Source organism: Acinetobacter sp. BEC1-S18-ESBL-01, from assembly GCF_014169935.1.
Lineage (GTDB): Bacteria > Pseudomonadota > Gammaproteobacteria > Pseudomonadales > Moraxellaceae > Acinetobacter > Acinetobacter pittii.
The window spans coordinates 2412351-2434617 of sequence record NZ_AP022302.1; the positions used below are offsets into that span (position 1 = coordinate 2412351).

Here is a 22267-nt window from a genome sequence, read left to right on the forward strand (position 1 = left end):
TACCTTATGTCTGATATTACTAAAATCCCTCCTCATGTTTTAGATGCGGCCGCAGACTGGTTGGTAATCTTACATTCGGGTGAAATGACCGCGTTACAGCAACAACAATTTGAGCAGTGGAAAACCGAAAAACAAGAACACCAGCTAGCACTCCAGCAAATGGAAAAATTCAGCCATGGTTTATCAAACCTTGCAGGTAACTTCCCTTCCGAAGCTTTAGTTCAGTCTAATCAAAAATTTAATCTTGCTGCAAAACGCAATATGCTGTTAAGTCTTTCAGGTTTAATGATCGTTGGTTTGTCTGCCTATTTCATACCTTGGGAAAAATGGCAGTCGGACTACCACACCAAAGTGGGTGAAATTAGAAAAGTATCGTTAAAGGATGGTTCTCAACTGATTATGGCAAGTGATTGCTATGTCGATGTAAATTTCACGCAAGAGAAACGTCAGATAAAGCTGATTGATGGGGAAATTTATGTTGAAACAGCAAAGGATGCTCAACATCGACCATTTATTGTCGAAACCAAGAATGGTTCCGTAGAAGCCTTAGGGACTCAATTTACGGTTCGCCAAGAAAATAGCGAACAAACCAAAGTCAAAGTCTATAAACATGCTGTAGCAATTGAACCCGAGAACTCCCCTAAACGGCAAATATTAAAACAAGGCCAGCGTGCTTTTTTTGACGAAAAATATATTTCAAGATCTCTTCCTCTCGATAACGATCAGCCTTATTGGACCCAACAACTTTTGGTTGTAGATCAATGGCCACTTCAAAAAGTGCTGGATGAGCTATTTCGTTATAAAAAAGGTACTTACCATCTCGATGCAGAATTGAAAAATATAAAAATTTCGGGCGTATTCTCTCTAAAAAATCCTGAGCAAAGCTTAGAAACTTTAGCCTATAGCCATCAACTTGAAATGAACTATTACAGCCAATATTTGTTAAATATTAAAAAAAGATAAAAAAATGTGACCCTTTTTTTGATCTGGTTCGACTTATAGAGAAATACACTCCCTGTCGAGAAGACCACATGAAGGATTATCAAGCAAAAAGTAAATTGGCTTTGGCTATACGTGCAGTGCTATGGAGTACGCCATTGGTGGTCACGGCGCTTACCTCAACTTCTATTTACGCTGCGCAAACTTATAGTATTTCAATTCGCCAGAGCACGCTTGATCAGGCCATTAAACAACTGGCGATTCAAACAGGTACCACCATTAGCTACGATAATGCCAGTCTTTCAAAAACAAAAAGCAAAGCTCTTCAAGGCAATTACGCTGTTGAAGATGCTTTAAGTCTGTTATTACAAAACCATCCATTTGAAGCCGTTAAAGTCAACAATGGTGGTTACAGCATCCGAGTGAAGGCTCCACCCGCTCCAATTGAACCCAAAGTTTTCCAGTTAGAAGCCATTAAAACAAAAGCAAGTAACAATAATGAATTTGATACAGCAGGCAGTGAAACAGGTACGGCGCATTTAGCAACAATTCATGTTAATGCTGATCATGGTGAAAAATTAACAACCGAAGGTTCAGGTTTATATACGGCGAAGGCGACCACCGCTTCTAATGGCTTAGCTTTAAGTTTGCGAGAAACACCTCAACTGGTCAGTGTAATCACCAATCAACAAATGAAAGATCAGAACCTCACCCAATTAACCGATGTTGTGAGTCAGGCAGCAGGTCTTTCTATTAAACAAGGCGGCAACATTGGCAGTGATAACTCACCTATTTACGCTCGCGGCAAAGAAGTAGATAGTTATTTACTCGATGGCGTAAAGCTCATGAGTTCATATGCAAGTATTTTCCAAAGTCAGGACATGGCTTTATTTGACCGAGTCGAAGTCGTGCGCGGTGCAAATGGCTTAATGACAGGTGCTGGCAGTGCAAGCGCAAGTATTAATCTGGTCCGAAAAAAACCATTACAAGACTTTAAGGCTTCGGTGAGTGCTGACATTGGTTCTTGGGATTCCTACCGTACCGATATTGATGTTTCTACACCCCTTAATGAGTCTGGAAGTATTCGTGGCCGTACCCTTTTTGCCTACCAAAAGTCAGACTCTTATATCGACCGCTACAATGAAGAACGTAAAGTTGCTTATGCGGTCGTAGAAGCTGATTTAACAGACCAAACCAAAGCAAGTTTAGGTGCAAGTTACCAGCAAATTGATTTGACTGGTGTGGCTAGAGGTGGTTTACCAAGCTTTTATACAGATGGCACACTCATTAATTGGTCCCGTTCAGATTCAGCGGCAGCAAGTTGGACGGGTTCAGATCGCTCAACGACATCTTACTTTGCCGACATTGAACACCAGTTTAATGACCGCTGGAAATTAAAAGGTGTAGTATCTAGAACCATTACCGATTCTGATGAAATTGTAGGTTATACCTACTCAAGTGAAGGAATTGATAAAGTCACTGGCAGCGGGGCGATGTTATACGCAACCCGTTGGGATTATCGTCCAACTCAAGACTTATTCAATTTAACCTTAAACGGTTCATTTGATTTATTTAATCAAACTCATGACGTAGTGTTGGGCACGACTTACACAAAAAGTAAAAATAAACGTCCTACCTATTCAGGCTGGAATAATGGGATGACATGGGATGGAACTCTAAAAAATATTTTTGCTTGGGATGGCAGTACACCTAACCGCCCTGAAACGAAAATAGATGGTTGGTACAGTGGAGATGATCGTAGCCAATCTGTTTTTGGTGCTGTTCGTCTTAAAGCAACCGACAATCTTGCAGTCATTTTAGGCACTCGAATTGAAGACTGGGAGCGCGTAACTGGCAACCATTCAGATGCTAAGAATACGACTACCTACACAACACAAGAAGAAAGTGGCAAGGTAATTCCATATGTGGGCATTACCTATGATTTCACTGACAACTGGACTGCGTATGTAAGCTACACCAATATTTTTTCACCACAAGATAAGAAAGCCGTTACAGGCGAATACATAGACCCATTAATAGGTAATAGTACCGAGCTGGGTATTAAGGGTGAGTTTTTTGATAATCAGTTGAATGTCGGAGCTGCTATTTATCAAACTGAAGAAGACAATACAGCGATCGCATTAACTAATGTATTTGCCCCAGATGGTTCTCAAGCGTATCGAACAGAATCTGGCACCAAAAGTCGCGGCTTTGAAATTGAAGCGACAGGTAAGTTGACTGATTTATGGCAAGTTTCCGCAAGCTTTAGCCGTAACCTATCAAAAGATAGTCAAGACAACCGATTAAATACTGGCGTGCCAAATAATACAGCCAAACTGTTTACCACCTACACCCTACCTTATCTTGATGAAGCCCTCACTATTGGTGGCGGTGTTCGTTGGCAAAGCGAAATTTATGAAAAAAATGCGGTCTCTGCAACGGGTAGATTTACTCAAGAAAGTTACGCTTTGGTCGACTTAATGGCACGTTATAAGGTCAACAATAATCTTATGCTCAACTTTAATGTTAATAATTTATTTAATGAGAAATACCATTTAGCCACCACAAATAGCTATTACGGCGCTCCGACCAATTTTCGAGTAGGTGTGAAATATGAGTGGTAAATAAATTACTCGACTTTTAAAGACCTTACTTCAGAGGAAAATAATGTTCTTCTGAAGTAAGTCTAAGCTGGCTTAATAAATTGGAATGAAATATTTTTGGCTAAGCTCAGGCTATAATATTAGACATGCTCTATTATTTTATCTAATTCTCATATGAAGAACGCGTTTTCTGACAGCAACCAAATTAGAAAGGTGTCTAGTTTCTCTGAACTTGTAAATACACATTTTCAAGGAGAAACAAATGCGATTTGTTGGCACAGAAATTTGGTGGGCGACTTTAAAGAAATTGTGAATAAACTTCAGTTAAAAGAAAATATTACAGAAGTTTCTGTTGAAGACTTGTTAGCCCTACAACTTTCAGAAAAAGGTAATCTAGCAAGAACAACTATTTTAGAAGATATGCAGCGGTTAACTGAATTTGGCGCATCACCTGTACTTAATTTGCTTAAAAACTATGAACGCGATGAAGAGCTAGATTTCATTTCAACAGATGTATATTCATTTCACGTTGATCGCTCCCCCATTGAAACCGATACATTCTTATGTACCTATCACGGCGCTGCTAGCGATATTGTGCCCAATGATCAAGTTAAACAAAAAGTTTTAATTCCAGAAATTAGAGAAAAGCTCAAAGAATTACATGACGGCTCTGATGCTGAATTTGAAGCTTTTTTGGCAGAGTATTTTTTTGATTTGCATTATCAGCCTAAACCCGATGCTCAACCTGTAAATTTAGGCACGGGACATATTTGGCGTTTAGCAGTAGATCATCCAACTCAAAGGGTTTTACCTTGTGTTCATCGAGCACCTGTTGAAAAAGATGGCGAGTATCGATTGCTGTTGATTTGTTAAATATATTGCCACTCCATGACTGGAGTAGCTTGAAATCATTTTTATCAAATAAAAACTGGCTTAAGTAATCTCTTAAGATATTCCGAAAACGAATCAAATAAATTCGAATATTTACCAAAGCGAAAATAATGAAAAAATATGATTTAAAGTAGTTGACCCTCACGTAACGTAAGCCCCTAGCATAAAACACGCCTAAGGAAGAAGGAGCTAAAAAGATGCTGTTAAAAGTTGGTGAATTGGCTAAGCAAACAGGACTTACTGTCCGTGCTCTTCATCACTATGACGATATCGGTTTACTTCAGCCTTCGGTCCGTTCCGATGCTGGTTATCGACTATACACCCGTAAAGACATTACTCGTTTGCATCAGATTCAAGCATTACGAGGACTGGGAATGTCGTTAGCCGAAATCCATACGGTTCTTGAAGACCCCAATCTTGCACTTTTACCAATTATTGATCAGCAGATTCAAGCAATTGATCAAAGGCTGACAGAGCAAAAGAAATTGCGAAATCAGCTCAGCAAACTTAAATCTCAGATCATAAGTGGTGAAGAGCTTGGTTTGGAGGATTGGCTAAAAACACTGGAGCTTATAGCGATGTTTGAAAAATACTTTACAAAAGAAGAGCTTGAAAAACTGACTTTCTTACAAGCAGGCACTAAAAGCCACCAAGAATGGCAAGAGTTAACTCAAGCAGCAAATGCACTATTTAATGCTGGCGAACCATCTAATAGTGAAGCAGCTCAAGACTTGGCTCGAAAGTGGATGAAAACTCTTGAGCACAATACGCGAGCTAACCCAAAATGGTTAGTTAAACTAAATGCTATAAACTCAGCCGAGCCTGAATTTCAGGAAAAATTAGGCGTAACGCCAGAAGTTGTTGAGTTTTTACTTAAAGCTTTTTCTGAGAGTAAGCTGTGTATTTTTGCCCGTTATTTATCTGATGATGAGTTTACTTTTTTAAAAGAAAATTACATTCGTGAGATGAAAAAATGGCCTCAATTATTGGTCGATATTGAAAAATTGATTGATGCCGAGGTCACACCTGATAGTGATGGAGCGAAGCATTTGGCACAACAATGGCTCTCTATGCTACAAGGCTATGCTGGCAAAAACCCAAGTACTCAAGAAAAAATCCGTACAGCAATGCAAAATGAACCAAGCCTTGCTGACGGTACTTGGCTCAAACCAGTGACCCTACAATTTCTGGAAAAAGCAGTAGCAGCACTAATGCGTGGTGCTTAGTTCTATCAAAGCAGCTGGCTACACCATAATCTGGTGTAGCTTTTTAAAATACTCTACTCACTCCTAAAAACAGGTTTTTTTATAAATTAGTTTTGATATTTATGATTATTTTGGTTTTCACGATTAATATATAACATTCACACGAACCCAATCTTCATACTTGGTTGCCTGAACATTCGTAGTTGATATGATGGCCCCGTGAATAGGAATATTTTCTTTCATTCCTGTCGCAATTCGTGAACGAACTTTATCTGCCGCCCCTCCCCAAATTTGAGTGTGGCCCGCATCTTGATACAGTACATATGCAACAGATGCTGGGCTGGCAGTAGATTTAAGTTCAAAGTTATTGTCTGAGGTTACAGCCAATTGATACGGTGTATTTTTGCTGCATTGCACAGTTACATCCGTTCTTGCAGTAGGAACTGGTTGAGCACGTTCAACCGAACCAAAATCTAAGTTTCCTTGTGTGGAAACTTCACAAGTTTCTAGAATGGTTAAACTGACCCTCAATGATGTAGATGCATTTCCAGCATCTGCACTATTTATTGTCAACATTCCCATCAGAGAAAATAAAGCATGTCTAATGACTTTCATTTCTTCTCTCCTTAACTTTTTGTTCTAATGTCTATTCATCTTTATATTGTGTTTTTTCTGTTCCTATTAAAGAAACAGCTTTCAGGATTGTTTAGTTATAAGACTTAATATTGCACAGTGTCAATCTATACTAATCACATGATTTGCATATTATTTTTATAATTTGTGATGAGTTACACGCAATCTAACTAATTTAAAAAGTAGTGGATGTTTTTTATTTCTCCTAAGCGTAAATTTTGTCATTATTTATCAAACTGTATGCAGTTTAATCACTCCACTACTTCTAAAAATTATCAGTAATTTATAATCTGCTTTTAAATCTTGCTTAATCATTCTGTCCATTCTCGCAATTGCATAAAAAAATCGATCAAAATAATATCCAAACAAATAGATTATAACTTTACATATTGTTTAGCTTATCGATTCAATACTAAGAAAATTGTGAAGTTAAATTTAAAATGAATAATTCTGGCCTTTAAAACCCTTTATTTTTAATTCGAGAAACCATTGATATGAAAAAATATTTATTATTAATTTTATTCAGCCTTTATTCGGTTCATTCATTTGCTTCGGACAAATTACATGGCAGTGTTTGGAAAACCATTGATGACACAACCAATCAACCTAGAGCGCTGGTAAGATTTAACCAAGATAAAAATGGCAACCTCTCTGCAAACATCGAAAAAATACTTGTTCCAAGTGAAGCTAACAAATGTACGATGTGTGAAGGTACCTACAAAAATAAATCTTTGATTGGCTTAACCATCGTGAAAAATTTAAAAAGTGTCGGTCACAATAAATATGACAAAGGATCTATCCTCGACCCACAGTCAGATAAGACCTATCGCTTTAGCCTAACAGTATCACCAGATGGTGAAAAACTTACTGCGCGTGGATACATTGGTATCTCTGCGATTGGCCGGAATCAAACGTGGTATCGAGTTAAATAGGTCATGAAGTAGCAGTAATCAACTTCTTATATCTACTTACCGATCATAATTACAATCAATATGTGCATGATGCATATAATAGTTTTTATGATCGGTACTTAGCTTGAATCATTAGCATGATAATGACGAGTAGCGAAGGTATTGCAGCAATCACGAATAAATGGGTAATGACCAGAAATTGGGAAAGGTAGCCACCAAATAGCGGCCCAATGACCGAACCCAAACGGGCAATTCCAATACTCCAGCCCACTCCTGTAGTACGAAGCGAAACTGGGTAATAACTGGCAGACAGTGCATTAATGGCAGGTTGTCCGCCAACAATTGCAAAGCCAGCAATAAAAATGATAATAAATAATAAAACAATATGGCTAACCGCATAGCCAATTAAAGCAACACTCATCACTGCAACCAAAAAAACAGGAATTAATACTTTATAAAATCCTGTCTTATCGATTTTAAGGCCCATCACCACACTACCAATCGTACCGCCTAATTGTAGAGTGGAACCGATCATCAATGCCTGATTTAATGAAAGTCCTGACTCTTTGGCCAAAGTCGGTAACCAGTTTGCCAGAAAATATAGACTGATCATGTTTAAAATACTGATGATCCAGATGGAATAGGTAAAAAACGCGCGCTGATTTTTAAACAACTCAAGCGGCGACTTTTTAACCTCAACTTCAGTGTTATTGATGATTTTTATTTCTGAATTAAATGTTAATGCGGGATAAAACTTCTTTAACCAAAACAAAATCTTAGGATTATTTTTATTATCTTCACTCAAAAAATATAAAGATTCTGGCAGCTTAAAGTATGTGATAAAGAAAATAATTAAAGGAACAATACCGCCAAAATAGAAAATTGCCTGCCAGCCTCCCCAAGGAACTAGTAAGGCGGATATACCGCCCCCTAACATTGCCCCTACCGTATAGCCACAAGAAATGACCATCATGGTAAAAATACGAGATTTGAATGGAACAATTTCGGAGCTATAAGCCATAACATTTGGCATGATCCCTCCTAAAAAAATTCCTGTAACAAAGCGGATTGCAGTCAATTGCTCAATATTGCCTACATGTGGTGTCACCAGCATCAATACCGAGAACATAAAAGTCGAAATCAGTAAGATGGGACGGCGGCCAAAACGATCAGAGAGTGAACTTAATAAAAATGATCCAACAAACAAACCAAACAAGCTGGCGCTAAACACAATCCCTAGCATGGATTTTTGAACACCCCATTCTTCTATAATCATTGGGGCTGCGTAAGCCATAGACTGGATGTCATAGCCATCCATAATCATCAGTAATAAACAGGTGATCAGAATAAATTTTTGATAGCGTCCAACTTTCTGCTGATTGATCAGATCACTTAATGCAATTTCTTTCATGGTATTCCCTTCTCCATGACATGCTTTAAATTAATTCATTTTAATTATGCAATACGTAATCAATTTACGATTAACGTAAAATAAAATAGCAATAATATGCCAATAAAGTCAAAATATTATTTTTTTATAATATAAACAAAAAGTTAGATCGGATGATTTGATTCTAGCTGAGTAATGAACTCAGCTTATTGCACGGGGTCTATGGTCTGCTCATCTAACAAAAAACAAGCAAACCATACATGCTATTATTTAAATTATTTTTAGATTCAAGCAGATGATTTAAAAAACAATCGAGAATCTTTTCCCTCTCAGCCGTCTGATCTGAGCTAAATAATTCCCCTCAATCAGCATTCTTCTTTTCAGCAGAAGAACCATTACTTGATTGTTCAGAAGAGCCCAAAGCCATACTTGAGAATACGCCATCGCGATAAATCCATGCATGTAATAGAGCAGCGGACAGATGACCAATAACCACAGCAAATAATAGCCAAGCCAAAATTCCGTGTAGAGTACGGAACCATGCATAGAGCGTAGAGTTGGTGGGTGCTATAGGCGGAAGGTCCCAACCCGGAAATAACGTTACAGGCCAATTACCTGCCGATAGCGTTGCCCATCCGAGCAATGGCAAACTAAACATCAAAAGATAAAGCAGCCAATGTGATGCATGGGCCATAAACGCCTGCCAGCGCGGTACAGTCGGCGGCAAAGGTGGAATTGGGAAATAGAGTCGATTTATTAATCTAATGATGACCAATAATAAGATTGCGATTCCTAAAGGTCGATGGATATCGATTAACCACGGACGCCAAGTGATTGAGGTTGTCATTCCCACACCAATAAATAGCATGGCCAAAATCGCTACCGCCATAAGCCAATGTAGAATTCGAGCAGTCAAATTAAAATGGCGTGGAGCATTATTGTTAGATTTGTTTTGCATGGCTGATCTCTCCTATTTGCCCACGGCATCCGTTGCTTTGCCAAATCCAATTTCACGTAAGCGAGCATTGTAAGACTGTGAATAGATACCTGCTCGTGCTGCGAGTACCGGATCATCTGATAACTCAATTCCTGGTGGAACTAGTGTTGGGTCAAAGTTAATATCACGGCAAACGCCATTTACCTGTTCAGTTACATTTTTGACTTCCAATGTTCCTGCTATCACTTCTTTACGTTCTTTTGGCCACGGTTGAGATGGGTCATTCACTGGGTCTCCCGGCTCGGCAAGTTGCAAAACCAAATCCCAATATAGCGGCCCTTCAGCTAAACGTTTTTTGATGTCTTTAAATAAGAAATCATGGCCAGCTTGATCACGTTGTTCTTTGGTCAGACTAATAAATTTTGAATGAGGACGCATAGACCAACGGACTGGCTGTTCTTGTCCATTGGCTGCTCGCAATATAAAAGCATTTACGACATAAAATTCTGCACCGCTGAAACTACCGGTTAATGGCATCTTTGCCTTTTGCTCAATAGACTTACGTGCTTCTGGATATTCTTTTAAGAAAGCCTCAACAAGGGCTGGATCGGGTTTGCCAGTAGCTGGAACTGGTTTAAATGCTTTTTGCTGCGCCAAAAAACCTTCAGCATTTCGTGTAGGGAAATAGGGAAAGTTGTTTAATTTCATGCGCCATTGTGAATGATCAGCTGCGGAAAGTAATAAAGCCATACTCACTGTTGCTGTCGAATTATCTGCTGCATGCGGGTTACCGCTTCCAATAGAAAATCGACCAATTGCTGGTATATCAGACTTGGCAAATACAGTGGCTTTAGAGAGTGCCGCCGCCGCACCATTACTGTGGTAAGTGCCATCAAAACAAATACCCTTACCGTGTGCACGTCGATATCCGGGATCAAAGTTATTTAATGAGTCTCCCAAAAAGGTTTTGCTTGTGGTGCGATGTCCAAATAGACCAGCGACCCAAGCAAATGCCAATACTAAGGAGCCCGCGATTACAGCAATACCCACGAATCGCAGCCAATACTTCTTTAGCGTTTTAAAATTCAAATTATTCATTCTTCATCCTGTGTAAATTGTATGGCTGCATCCCTAAAAAAGAGTTTGGTCATGTAAAAAGAGTATTACTTACATTGATGGAACCAAATTCAAAATTAGCTGAGTAAATAAAATCTCAAAAGTTCTGGATCCAATAGAGATAAGCCTTAATATAATATTTATTTCCCGATCATATAAGGTACGCACCTCGGGGTTAGTATTAATCTTATTAACATTTGAATGGAGATAAATAAAGCATGGGAATGAAGAATCTAGAAGCTCCCACATTGACCGAAAGAGTCCGAAGAGGTGATCTTTTTACTGGCGAAAATAATTGTCAGTCCCGTGAAGTATTTGCCCATGTAACGAGTCTCTGGGGAGTGATATGTCTCATCGCTTTGCGTGATGGCACACATCGTTATAGTGAGTTACGCCGTAAAGCAAATGGAGTCAGCGAAAAAATGCTAACCCAGACCCTCCAGCATTTAGAAAAAGATGGTTTTATACGTAGAACTTCTTACCCAGTTACCCCGCCCCATGTCGAATATGATTTAACGTTACTAGGTGAAGAAGTCGCTAAACATGTTGCAGCACTTGCGGATTGGCTAGAGGTTAATTTAGTCGATATTAAAGCAAGCTCTTTAACTAGTGATAATTAATAGTAGAGATGAGAAAACAATCCAACACCTTTTCTCTCTCATCTTTCTGTTCTGAACTTAAAAGCTGAATAATTATGCCTTCAATCATATATAAAAATAGCTTGGCGTCCTGAAAAGTCGCATCGGTTTTGAGTGTTCTAAGCTGGCTATAAATTTCATTAAGTAGCCACGTTCGATATCTCAACGCGGTTTGATAGGCTTTTGGATAAGTCAGTTTTGTTTCAAACATGGCTTTAAACAATAAATAGTACAGTCCCTCTAAATCGGTATGTAAGAAATAAAGTTTCTTAAGTTTTTCCTTCACGTTTGAACCTTGGTCGTATTCAACAATTGAAACCACTTTTTCTTTTAGACGTTCTTTTTGTACGATCAGACAAATTTCAATAAACCGCTCTTTTGAATGAAAAAAGTTATAAAAAGTCGCTTTGGTAATTTTTGACTCTTTCACAATTCTGTCGACCCCAACCGTATGAAAGCCGTGATGGTGAAATAAATTAATTGATGTATTAATGACTTGAATAGCACGTGTTGAGAGAACTAACTTTGGCATAGTTTTACCGTTATAAAAATTTTTGTTGTATATAAATGAGATAAAAAACCTGTGCCTTTTCTGGGAGAAAAAAGGCACAGCAAAGCCTATAAAGACTGTGCTTGGCACATCTCAAGTTTTATTGTTGATTAAGTTTTTTGGTCGTGACGATTTAAAGCTTGAAAACCTTAGGGCGATCAAACTGCTTTAAACGTTTAAGCTGTGTCGTGATAGCTTATGGCAAGGGCTGCCAAGAAATAATGGATGTGCAAAGCCAACTCCTTTTTATTGGGAGTTCTGCCAGACATTAAATTTATGGTGGCAGAACGAAAGGGGTTCGCAGACTGGTCAAACGAGGCCAGCACACCCGAAGGTGTCCCCCTCCGTTCCGCCATAGAGGGGGCACGAGGGCTCAACACTAAAAGTATGAAACTTTTAATGCTCGTTTGATTCGGTCTGCGACAACCGACTGGCAATGTAGGCCAGCAGGCAAAGGATAGTGCCCAACCTTTTTTCAGTCAAGCACGCAAAATGACATTTGTTTTAAATTAGATCATTAAAAAAGTAAGGCTAAATAATGAGGAAGTTATTGTTAAATTGGAATTGAAAATTAAAGTGAATATTTGAACTTAGGCTTTAATAAATAACTGTTAGATTCCTTTTAATTAGGAGTTCTGCCAAGACATCAAATTTATGGTGGCAAAACGAAAGAGGGTTAGCAGACTGGTGAAAGATATAACCAGCACACCCAAAGGTGTCCCTCCTCCATCCTACCGTTACGGAAAGAGACGAGGAGCTTATATATCTATGTTTACTTATTCAATGTTATTTAACTCCATTAAGGCCTATAGCAAACTTGCCACTTATTAACGTTATGTTATAACATAACGTTAATATCACAATATAAGCCGCTAATAAATGAACCTTGTTCTCCCAGATATATCTGCCGAGCCAACTTTACCAAATGCTTATAGCCACCGCCTTGATTGGGTCGGCATGGAAAACATTGCATTACCAGTTCGAATTGAAAATATCTTATGCCCAAGCCACATAAATGCTTATGTCAGTCTGGATGACCCTTTAGCAAAAGGCATTCATATGTCGCGTCTATACACACGGCTTTTAGAGCTAACATCACTCGAAAACATAAATATGTTTAATCTGAAATTAGTTTTAGAGGACTTTTTAGACAGCCATCAAGATTTATCGCAGCATGCCAAAATTGAAATTCACAGTAAACTTTATATCGAGCGACCAGCCTTAGTCAGCAAGCTTTCAGGGTGGAAAAGCTATCCTTTTGTTTTGTCATGCCAACTTTCTAATGATCATTTTGAGGCAGAATTAAAAGTCGAGATCCCCTATTCTTCAACCTGCCCATGCTCTGCGGCACTTTCAAGAAATATTATTCAACAACGGTTTGTGTCGGCCTTACAAAATCAAGAAATTCGACTTGACCAACAAGACATTATGAACTGGTTAAATACTACAGATGCAATTGCAGCAACGCCCCATAGCCAAAGAAGTTTTGCCCTCCTTCAATTTAAATTAGATCAAAATCTTCAAAACATTCCACTCATCGAGTTTATAAACCGAGCTGAACTGGCCTTAATGACGCCTGTACAAACAGCGGTGAAGCGTATTGATGAACAGGCATTTGCAGTTGCCAACGGTCAAAATCTAATGTTCTGCGAAGATGCTTTAAGACGTCTTTATGGCTCATTTATACATCACAAAAATATTCATGGTTTCAAATTTAAAGTGACTCATGCAGAAAGTTTACATGCACATGATGCTGTGGCCCAAGGGACATGGCAGTGGTAACTCTAGGTCACTCATTTAATTCAATTTAAGTAAATATATTTAAACGGTTATCCAATGCTACGTAAAAATCCATCTGGTCATCTCCCTGTGATTGATCAATCAGCCTATGTCGATCAGACCGCTATTATTTGCGGCAAAGTCATTGTTCATGAAAATGTGTTTATTGGTCCTTATGCGGTAATTCGTGCCGATGAAACCGACGAAAATGGAGAGATGGAACCTATTATTATTGGAGCAAATTCCAACATACAAGATGGTGTTGTGATTCATTCCAAAGCTGGTGCATCAGTTGTAATTGGTGAAAATACATCAATTGCCCATCGCTCCATTATTCATGGGCCTTGTGAAATTGGTGACCATGTTTTTGTGGGTTTTAACAGTGTCATATTTAACTGTAAGGTCGGCAATCACAGCGCTATCCGTCACAATGCAGTGGTCGACGGGCGTGATTTACCGAACCACTTTTATGTCCCTGCAATGAGCTACACCAACTCTAAAACTGACTTAAACCAATATCCTCCGGTTGATATTTCTATCAGTGAATTTTCAGAGAGTGTCGTCTCAACAAATATTGAATTGGTCAAAGGCTATAAGGCATTACACAATGAGTTTTAAACCCTATTCTAAAATTATTATCCGAGATGCCAATTTAGTGAATGAGGGAAAACAGGAATTTGTAGATGTACTTATTCAAGATGGTCGAATCGAAAAAATTGCACCAACAATTCCTCATGTTATTAATGCTAAAACCATTCATGCGAACGGAAACTGGCTGATTCCAGGAATGATCGATGATCAAGTTCATTTTAGAGATCCGGGTTCGCCACATAAAGGCAGTATTGCATCAGAATCTATGGCAGCAGTCATTGGCGGAATTACCAGTTATATGGATATGCCAAACACCAATCCCCCAACAATATCTTTAGATGCCTTAATGCAAAAAAAGCAAATTGCCGCCCAATATAGCATGGCAAATTATGCTTTTCATTTTGGCGTAAGTTCTGAAAATTTAGAGATTATTGAACAGCTTAATCCCAAGCTGATTAGTGGTGTAAAAGTTTTTATGGGGGCATCTACGGGGAATATGTTAGTTGATGAACCACAAGTGCTTGAGCGTTTATTTGCGAATGTACCGACCATTCTTTTAACACATTGCGAATATACCCCTCGCATTAAAGAAAAAGAGAATTTATATTTCGGGAAATATGGTGAATATATTCCAGCACATATGCACCCTAAAATTCGAGATAAACAAGCATGCTTTGAGAGTTCACGTTTAGCGGTGTCTTTAGCGGAAAAATATGGAACCCAACTGCATGTTTTACATATTAGTACAGCCAAAGAATTATGCTTATTTAAAGATTTGCCTTTAAATCTCAAACATATTTCTGCGGAAGTATGTATTCACCATCTTAGTTTTGATGAATCAGACTATGCTGCGCTTGGCCATTTAATAAAATGCAATCCAGCGATTAAAACTCAACAAGACAAAGATGAACTCATCACTGCCATCGCTCAAACCAATCGCTTAGATATTATTGGTACAGACCATGCGCCGCATACATGGGACGAAAAACAACAATCTTATTTAAAAGCACCCGCTGGCCTGCCTTTGGTTCAACATGCTGTTCCAGCACTCATGGAACTTGTGGCAGATAAAAAAATAAGTATAGAAACAATGGTTAAGAAAACATCACACCAAGTCGCTGATTTATTTAAACTCAAAAATCGTGGATATATCCGTGAAGGTTATTGGGCAGATTTGGTTCTACTTAAAGAAAATAAAGAGGCTATTGCAGTTAAAGATCAAAAAAACTATATGCGATGTAACTGGACGCCATTTCAAAATAAAACCTTCCGCTATGACGTCGATACAACTATTGTGTCAGGGCAATTGGCTTGGCATCAAAATCAGTTATTTTTAAGCTGTCGAGGCAAAGCATTAGACATAGACAGATAACCCAGATAAAAACAGTCTAGTGCAGATAACTTTTGAGCTGAATATACACAGATGTTGTGTATATTGCCGCTTTGAACCAAGAAAATATTTGTGCTTAAACTTATTTTTTCATAGGCATTAGTAAAACAGGGTCTTCAATATCGTAACCAGTTTCTTCTGGAACCCCCAGATATTTAACAACAACCAAGCTCTTATTTTGCGTAGGCACCTTATAATTTTGGGAAATTTTTATAGCTTTGGTGTAATGAACCGCAACATGGGGCTTACTTTGTAAAGACGGCGATTTTACAACATATTCTGTTTTATATTGCGTGATCTTTCCTGAAGGATCAAACCAAGCTGATACCTGATTCTGATGAGTTTTTAACGTCTGAATTTTTACAGTCTTACTATTACTTACATTCAAAGGGGTTAAATTTTTTTTAATTTTATTGAGAGCCTTATCAAACGCTGTACTATCTCGATCATAATCAATCTTATGTGTTTTTGGATTGATATAGAGAGATTTAACTTCAATAAGTTTGTCAGGCGATTTACTATTTAATAGATAATAATATAGTTGTGGTAGACGTCCTCGACCATCTTCATAATGTCTTAATACATAAAGTTTTTTCTCTTTTTTCTGATAACCCAATACTTCAATTTTTTGTCCACCACCCACTGTCGCATAACTATGCGCCGATAACGTAAGAATCGTGCTAAAAGTTAGAAATTTTAGAAATTTCATCAGTTCATATCCTTGTGATCTGGTAACTACATTGTATAAATAACAATCATATTAAAATTGCACTTAAGTAAGTGATACTTGCTGTTTTTATATTCTTTTTGTACAGAGGTAGCCTTTTTAAGGGGGCTCTATTTATTATTTCTCTCCCCCTCAAATGACTCATCCAGCTCTTAGATATAAGTCATCATAAATGAGTGGGCTTATGCAGTATTACGTTTATAGGAGAAATAAGAACATCCTGCACACGATGCCATAATAATTGTTATTCCAACGATCTGAAAATGATTTAATCGTTCATCTAAAATCAGCCATCCAGCCAAAGCACTCACCGCTGGTGATGCGCTCACTAATATTCCAAAAACCCGCGGATGCAGTTTTTTCATCGCAACCATATCTAATATAAATGGAATCGCACTTGCTAGCATCGCCATGAGCAAACATGTCAAAAGAATCGTATAACTATCAAAAATATGGATAATATGAGATGCACCTAAAGGCGTTGCAAACAAAGCCGCTAGAAACATTCCTGTTGCAACCGAGCTGCCGCCACCTTGCGCAACTTTAGAGCCATAAATAACGTACAGTCCCCAACCCACCGCAGCCACAAGCGCATACGCCATACCAATAAAGCTAAAGTTATTATTTGAATTGCCCATAGGTAAAAAAAGCAAACCAATAAGAGATAATGCTCCCCAAAAATAATCTAATTTATTTTTGGACATTAAAATAGCAACCGTAAGTGGTCCTAACACTTCAATGGAAATAGCGATCCCCACAGACATATAAGAAAATGCTTTATAAATTAAAGTATTCATTAAAGTGAGGATTGCCCCATAAATAATGAGATTTTTCCAATTGGTCTGCCTGTTCCAGTCTCTCCAAGGTTTATAAACAATCCATAAGAAACATGCGGCTAAAGCAAGTCGAGTTAAGGTCACTCCTTCTGCACTAAGAATTGGAAAAAGCGCTTTTCCTATTGATGCACCTATTTGCACAGAAACTAAAGATAGAAATGCTGCGGCAAATGCCATGCCTTGCTTGGAGTTTGTCTCAATCATCATATTTACCGCTCTGGGAATGATTGAAATTTTAATTCTATATAATCAATATATTTCTTCTATTTCCCTCAATAAAACGATTAAATAACTCTATATTTAAAGCTTAATGAGAGATTTACTCATGTCAGATATTTCTTTAGATAATTTTGACTATGCAATCTTAAGAATACTGCAAAAAGACAATAAGACTTCTCATCGAGAAATTTCTGAAAAAATTGGTCTATCGTCCGCTTCAGTACAAAGACGTATAACGCGTATGGAAGAAAAGGAAATTATTTTAAGAAATTGCGCTATTTTAAATCCGCTTAAATTTGGTGAAAAAATTACGTCTATTATTGAAGTCCGCCTTAGCGAAGACCGCTCTGTAGTGATGGATAGAGCGAAGCAATACTTTGCTTCTGTTGAAGAAATTCAACAGTGTTACTTTGTGAATGGAGGCGTCTCTTTTATCATTATTATGCTGAGCAATAACTTATCTCATTTTGAAAGTTTGGTTAGAAAACATTTTGCGGATAATGAAGATGTAAAAACATATCGCACCTTAATTGTTTTAGACCGTGTAAAAGTAAACTTTGAGTTAAATATTTAAACTTCTCTATTTTGGCTTTAAACGTTTTAATCATTTTATAAAGTTTAAAAAAGAGGCCGAAGCCTCTTTATTCTCTAACACCCTAAAAATCAGTCATCAATCATGGCGAACTCTTGTTCAGGCGTGCCTTTCACTAAATGGTGACGGCTGTATAACAAGTAGTAGAGTATAAATCCGACATAAATCAGCGCGGCTAGTAACCAAACTTTTGGATTCACCATTAACCCTGCCACTACTGCAACAGCCGCAAGAATCAAAGCGAGACAAGACGTCCACATTCCACCAGGCGTTTTATAAGGACGTGGTAATTCAGGACGAGATAAACGCAATTTGATATGTGAAAGCATCATCAACACATAAGAAATGGTTGCGCCGAATACTGCCATTAAAATGAGTAAGTCACCCTCACCTGTTAAAGAAAGTAAGAAGCCAATAATGCCCGGAATGATAATGGCCCAATATGGCGCTTTATTTTCATTGGTGAGCGATAAGTTTTTTGGTAAATATCCCGCACGTGACAATGCAAAAATCTGGCGTGAATATGCATAAATAATTGAGAAGAAACTTGCGACAAGTCCAGCAAGACCCACAAAGTTAACAAAACTCGCCAACCATGTGTGCTGACCATATACCGCAATGAGTGCATCAACTAATGGTGCTCCCGAATTTTTTAAAGTATTTGAACCCGCAGCGCCTGCACCCAAAAATAAAATTAAAAGTGCAAACGATGCCAATATCAACATTGAACCAATCAAGCCTCGTGGCAACGAACGTACTGGATCTTTTGCTTCTTCGGCTGCCAGTGGCACTCCTTCAACTGCAAGAAAAAACCAGATGGCATAAGGTACTGCGGCCCATATTCCCATATAGCCAAACGGTAAAAATTGACTCGCTCCTGCATGAGCGCTGACAGGAATATCAAACAAACGTGCGCTGTCAAAATGTGGAAGCATCGCAATGATAAATACGACCAGTGCAATACAAGCAACGGCGGTAATTCCAAACATAATTTTAAGCGCTTCACCTGCACCTTTAAGATGAATGCCCATAAAAACTAAATAACAAATTAGATAAACAGCCCAGCCGCCAATTCCAAAGAGTGATTCGCAATAAGAACCTATAAATACTGCAATCGCAGCAGGTGCAATTGCGTATTCAATTAAAATCGCAGTCCCTGTGAGGTAGCCTCCAAAAGGACCAAATGCAACGCGGGCAAAACTATAGCCACCGCCGGCAGTGGGTAACATCGTTGACATCTCAGACATTACAAAGCTCATGCAGAGATACATAAACGCGACGATGACTGTTGCAATAAAGAGTCCACCCCAGCCGCCTTGTGCCAGCCCAAAATTCCAACCTGCAAAGTCACCCGAAATGACATAAGAAACACCTAACCCCACTAAAAGTAACCAACCTACTGCCCCCTTTTTTAACTGACGTTTTGCAAAATACTCTGCGTCCTGTTGTAGAGCACCAACATCTACGCTTAATTCAGACTCTTTCATTGTCGTATTGCCTTATCGACTAAATTTACACCACCAATAGTTGCGCAAAAGATATTCATAAAACTTGACAGCAAAACATCTCCCCGACCACTTGAAGTCAAGTTGATTCATTTTTTCTTTTATAAGATCGACGGCATCTCAACACAGAACGTGTTTAAAAATTAAATTGAGGAGTTGGGTTATGTCTGTAGAACAAAATGAATTTTTAAGCCAAGTTCAATTACAAATACTGGCAGAACAAGCAATTAAGCAGTATCCATCAGACTATCAAGGACAGGTCAAACTGCTGTGTCAGTCTGAAAATGCAACCTTTCAGATTTTGACCGGATCTGCCCGATATGCACTCCGAATTCATCGTCCCAACTATCACAGCAAACTCGATATACAAAGTGAGCTTGAATGGTTAGATGCCTTAAATGCGAGTGGTATTCAAGTTCCTGTTGCGATTGCAGATCAATCCGGTGAGCGTGTCATCACTTTAAAACTATCGAATGATATTTATCGTTATGCAGTCCTTTTCAACTGGGTTGAGGGCGATATGCCGACGGTTGAAGTTGACCCCACTGCATTTGAACAATTAGGACAAATTACCGCAAAGTTGCACGTACATAGTAAGACATGGCAAGCGCCTGAAAACTTTCAACGTATTGTGTGGAACCATGAAACTATGGTCGGTGCAGATGGACACTGGGGAAACTGGAAAAATGCACCTCATTTAAGACCTCAAGATCACAGCGTGATTGAAGAAGCCATTGCACAAATTGCGAAAGATTTAAATTTCTTTGGTAAAACCCAAGAACGTTATGGCCTGATTCATGCCGATTTGCGTTTAACCAATCTATTACTACAACAAGAACATATTGGTGTGATCGATTTTGATGACTGCGGCATGAGCTGGTTTATGCATGATCTCGCCGCTGCGATTAGCTTCAATGAACATTATGCAAATGCACCTCATTGGGTTGATTACTGGTTAAAAGGCTACGAGCGCGTAGGTCATATTCAGTCTGAAGAATATGAAATGATCCCGACTTTTATCATGCAACGCCGCATTCAAATGATGGCTTGGAATGGTTCTCACGCACAAACAGAAATGGCTCAAAGTCTTGGTGATCAATGGTCCAATGAAACTGTGCGTCTTTGTAAAAAATATCTAAACGGTCAAATGCCTGTAGGAATTTGAAAAGTGATTTAGATCGCTTTTCTTCATTTTCAATTTTTAGTTTTTAAATTTTATAGAATTTAAAGGAAGGGTTTATGCAAGCTACCCATCAACTGAGCAAAGTTGCCAAAGCACTATTACTCACCAGTAGTCTGGCAAGTATGATTGCTCTAAGCGCATGTAATTACAACCCTATACAAAGTACATCTCCCGCAGTCGCTATTCCCAAAAAGGAATATATTCAAAAAGGTCAATGGGACACTTTTAACTTTGACCAACTTAATCAATTCATTGCTAGCTATGGAAAAGATAGCCCAAACTACAATCCTGACAAGCGCCCGTATATTGTCACTGACTTTGACAATACCTCGGTATTTTTAGACATCGAAGAAGCAACTTTAATTTATCAGCTTGAACATTTAGCATTTAATGTTACGCCAGAGCAGCTTAATCAGATTATTCGAAAAGGAATTAGCTCGCAAAACTTTGAAGCGGCCTACAATAACCAGCAAGGCCAAGCCGTCAATATTGATAAAATTGCCCCAGATATTATTGCTAGCTACACATGGCTTTATCACCACTATAGCGGTCTGAAAGGTAAGCAAAGTCTGGATCAAATTAAAAAAGATCCGCATTATCTCGATTTCATTACTAAAATGAGATATCTATATGCGGCGATTGGAGACACGTTTGATCATGAAGTTGCATATCCGTGGGTCACTTATTTATTTACTGGGCTTACCGAACAAGAGGTCCGTAATTTGGTGAAAGCAACGGTGGCTTGGCAAATGCAGCAACCGATTGGCCCTGTAACATGGACTTCCCCCGCAGCACTTTCGGGCCAAGCAAGCGTTGTGAAAACCACTTGGGAAAATGGTTTAAGACCATACCGTGAAATGCAAAATCTATTTAAGGCCTTTCAGGACAATGGTATTGATGTCTATGTCTGCTCAGCATCTTTTATTGATGTGATTAAGGAAATTATTTCTAATCCAGAGATCGGCTACAACATTAATGAAAAAAATGCCTACGCCATGGAGCTAGAACGAGATGCACAAAACCGAATTTTACCTGAGTTTCGTCATGGCTATGCGCAAACTCAAGGTAAAGGTAAAACTGCCACCATCCAGCGTTTTTTAGTCTCTAAATATGGTTATGGGCCAATTTTTATCGCAGGTGACAGTGAAGGCGATCAAAATATGATGCAAGATTTTGCGGCGACTCAGAAGGTACTAATTATTAATCGTTTGCGCAGTCCGAGTTCTGATATTGGAAAATTTTCTCAGCAGGCTGTACAGAGCTACGGTCAAGCCAATACTAAGTTCTTACTACAGGGCCGCGATGCCAATACAGGTCAATTTAGACCTTCAATGGCCAGTTTAAGTTATGGCGCACAAACGGCAAAAACTACAAAAAATTAGTATTTTCACTTATTTTCTCATGCCTACAATACATGTTGTATGCATGAGAAGCCGCTTAATTTCTAGTTTTAGTTCTGCCATTTTTGCCTATCTCTAATGCATTTTCTGCCTTCTTTTAGTTCGCTACCCAACCTTAAATACAATGATTGATGTTTTCTTAAAGAGTCAAATCTGAAACTTAAAACAGCAACACATAAACCATTATTTTATAAATAGTTTTAACCAAACAAAATCATGGACGTAAGCAAAA

General features: G+C 38.5%; 19 protein-coding genes and 1 pseudogene. 12 read left to right on the plus strand and 8 right to left on the minus strand.

Annotated elements, in window-relative coordinates; all coding sequences use genetic code 11:
* The first annotated feature begins 6 nt into the window (after window positions 1-6).
* The 4 genes and pseudogenes from H7R46_RS11340 (at window position 7) to H7R46_RS11360 (ending at window position 5659) form a co-directional block, all read left to right on the plus strand.
* Window positions 7-973: pseudogene (locus H7R46_RS11340) on the plus strand (FecR domain-containing protein).
* A 58-nt stretch (window positions 974-1031) separates the two neighbouring features.
* A complete protein-coding gene (locus tag H7R46_RS19355; protein WP_005070121.1) occupies window positions 1032-3563 on the plus strand; it encodes a TonB-dependent siderophore receptor in 2532 nt (843 codons plus the stop codon).
* A 153-nt stretch (window positions 3564-3716) separates the two neighbouring features.
* Window positions 3717-4415 (plus strand): DUF1826 domain-containing protein, encoded by a 699-nt coding sequence (locus tag H7R46_RS11355; protein ID WP_005070122.1) that lies wholly within the window; start codon window positions 3717-3719, stop codon window positions 4413-4415.
* 215 nt (window positions 4416-4630) lie between these two features.
* Complete coding sequence (locus H7R46_RS11360) at window positions 4631-5659, plus strand: MerR family transcriptional regulator (RefSeq protein ID WP_005070125.1); 1029 nt, start codon at window positions 4631-4633, stop codon at window positions 5657-5659.
* Window positions 5660-5782: 123 nt separating this feature from the next.
* Here H7R46_RS11360 and H7R46_RS11365 read toward each other — a convergent pair whose 3' ends face one another.
* Window positions 5783-6253 carry a spore coat U domain-containing protein gene (locus H7R46_RS11365; RefSeq protein ID WP_005070127.1) on the minus strand — a complete coding sequence of 157 codons (471 nt, stop codon included), beginning with the start codon at window positions 6251-6253 and terminating at the stop codon, window positions 5783-5785.
* A 512-nt stretch (window positions 6254-6765) separates the two neighbouring features.
* Between H7R46_RS11365 and H7R46_RS11370 the strand changes: the two genes are divergently transcribed.
* Window positions 6766-7203, plus strand: a complete 438-nt coding sequence (locus tag H7R46_RS11370; protein ID WP_005070129.1) for a DUF2147 domain-containing protein — start codon at window positions 6766-6768, stop codon at window positions 7201-7203.
* Window positions 7204-7288: 85 nt separating this feature from the next.
* Here H7R46_RS11370 and H7R46_RS11375 read toward each other — a convergent pair whose 3' ends face one another.
* The 3 genes from H7R46_RS11375 to H7R46_RS11390 form a co-directional block, all read right to left on the minus strand.
* The gene (locus H7R46_RS11375) at window positions 7289-8593 is read right to left on the minus strand and encodes an MFS transporter (protein WP_005070131.1); all 1305 of its coding nucleotides are present in this window, start codon (window positions 8591-8593) and stop codon (window positions 7289-7291) included.
* A gap of 340 nt (window positions 8594-8933) precedes the next feature.
* On the minus strand, window positions 8934-9530 hold the full coding sequence (locus tag H7R46_RS11385) for a cytochrome b (RefSeq protein WP_005070132.1): 597 nt from the start codon (window positions 9528-9530) through the stop codon (window positions 8934-8936).
* 12 nt (window positions 9531-9542) lie between these two features.
* Complete coding sequence (locus tag H7R46_RS11390; RefSeq protein ID WP_005070134.1) at window positions 9543-10607, minus strand: catalase family peroxidase; 1065 nt, start codon at window positions 10605-10607, stop codon at window positions 9543-9545.
* Between the two features lie 236 nt (window positions 10608-10843).
* Between H7R46_RS11390 and H7R46_RS11395 the strand changes: the two genes are divergently transcribed.
* On the plus strand, window positions 10844-11245 hold the full coding sequence (locus H7R46_RS11395) for a winged helix-turn-helix transcriptional regulator (RefSeq protein WP_005070135.1): 402 nt from the start codon (window positions 10844-10846) through the stop codon (window positions 11243-11245).
* Here H7R46_RS11395 and H7R46_RS11400 read toward each other — a convergent pair.
* Entirely contained in the window at window positions 11232-11795 is a 564-nt protein-coding gene (locus H7R46_RS11400; protein ID WP_005070137.1) for a TetR/AcrR family transcriptional regulator, read from the minus strand. The genes H7R46_RS11395 and H7R46_RS11400 overlap by 14 nt on opposite strands.
* 897 nt (window positions 11796-12692) lie before the next feature.
* On the opposite strand from H7R46_RS11400, the gene folE2 reads away from it, so the two are divergent.
* From folE2 to H7R46_RS11415, 3 genes are read left to right on the plus strand one after another with little or no spacing between them, the layout of a single operon-like run.
* Complete coding sequence (gene folE2 / locus H7R46_RS11405; RefSeq protein ID WP_005070139.1) at window positions 12693-13595, plus strand: GTP cyclohydrolase FolE2; 903 nt, start codon at window positions 12693-12695, stop codon at window positions 13593-13595.
* A 54-nt stretch (window positions 13596-13649) separates the two neighbouring features.
* On the plus strand, window positions 13650-14210 hold the full coding sequence (locus H7R46_RS11410; RefSeq protein ID WP_005070140.1) for a hypothetical protein: 561 nt from the start codon (window positions 13650-13652) through the stop codon (window positions 14208-14210).
* Entirely contained in the window at window positions 14200-15555 is a 1356-nt protein-coding gene (locus H7R46_RS11415; RefSeq protein ID WP_005070143.1) for a dihydroorotase, read from the plus strand. Before H7R46_RS11410 ends, H7R46_RS11415 begins: the two co-directional genes overlap by 11 nt.
* 100 nt (window positions 15556-15655) lie before the next feature.
* On the opposite strand, the gene H7R46_RS11420 is transcribed toward H7R46_RS11415, so the two are convergent.
* On the minus strand, window positions 15656-16282 hold the full coding sequence (locus H7R46_RS11420) for a hypothetical protein (protein WP_005070145.1): 627 nt from the start codon (window positions 16280-16282) through the stop codon (window positions 15656-15658).
* Between the two features lie 200 nt (window positions 16283-16482).
* Window positions 16483-17343 (minus strand): EamA family transporter, encoded by an 861-nt coding sequence (locus H7R46_RS11425; protein ID WP_005070147.1) that lies wholly within the window; start codon window positions 17341-17343, stop codon window positions 16483-16485.
* Between the two features lie 118 nt (window positions 17344-17461).
* Here H7R46_RS11425 and H7R46_RS11430 point away from each other — a divergent pair, with 118 nt between their 5' ends.
* A complete protein-coding gene (locus H7R46_RS11430; protein WP_005070150.1) occupies window positions 17462-17929 on the plus strand; it encodes an Lrp/AsnC family transcriptional regulator in 468 nt (155 codons plus the stop codon).
* An 89-nt stretch (window positions 17930-18018) separates the two neighbouring features.
* On the opposite strand, the gene eat is transcribed toward H7R46_RS11430, so the two are convergent.
* Window positions 18019-19434 (minus strand): ethanolamine permease, encoded by a 1416-nt coding sequence (eat, locus tag H7R46_RS11435; protein WP_005070151.1) that lies wholly within the window; start codon window positions 19432-19434, stop codon window positions 18019-18021.
* Between the two features lie 181 nt (window positions 19435-19615).
* Here eat and H7R46_RS11440 point away from each other — a divergent pair, with 181 nt between their 5' ends.
* Both H7R46_RS11440 and H7R46_RS11445 read left to right on the plus strand, forming a co-directional pair.
* Window positions 19616-20617 (plus strand): phosphotransferase enzyme family protein, encoded by a 1002-nt coding sequence (locus H7R46_RS11440; protein ID WP_182924205.1) that lies wholly within the window; start codon window positions 19616-19618, stop codon window positions 20615-20617.
* Between the two features lie 74 nt (window positions 20618-20691).
* Window positions 20692-22017: a hypothetical protein gene (locus H7R46_RS11445; protein WP_005070156.1), complete on the plus strand. Its 1326-nt coding sequence runs from the start codon at window positions 20692-20694 to the stop codon at window positions 22015-22017.
* The last annotated feature ends 250 nt before the right edge of the window (window positions 22018-22267 follow it).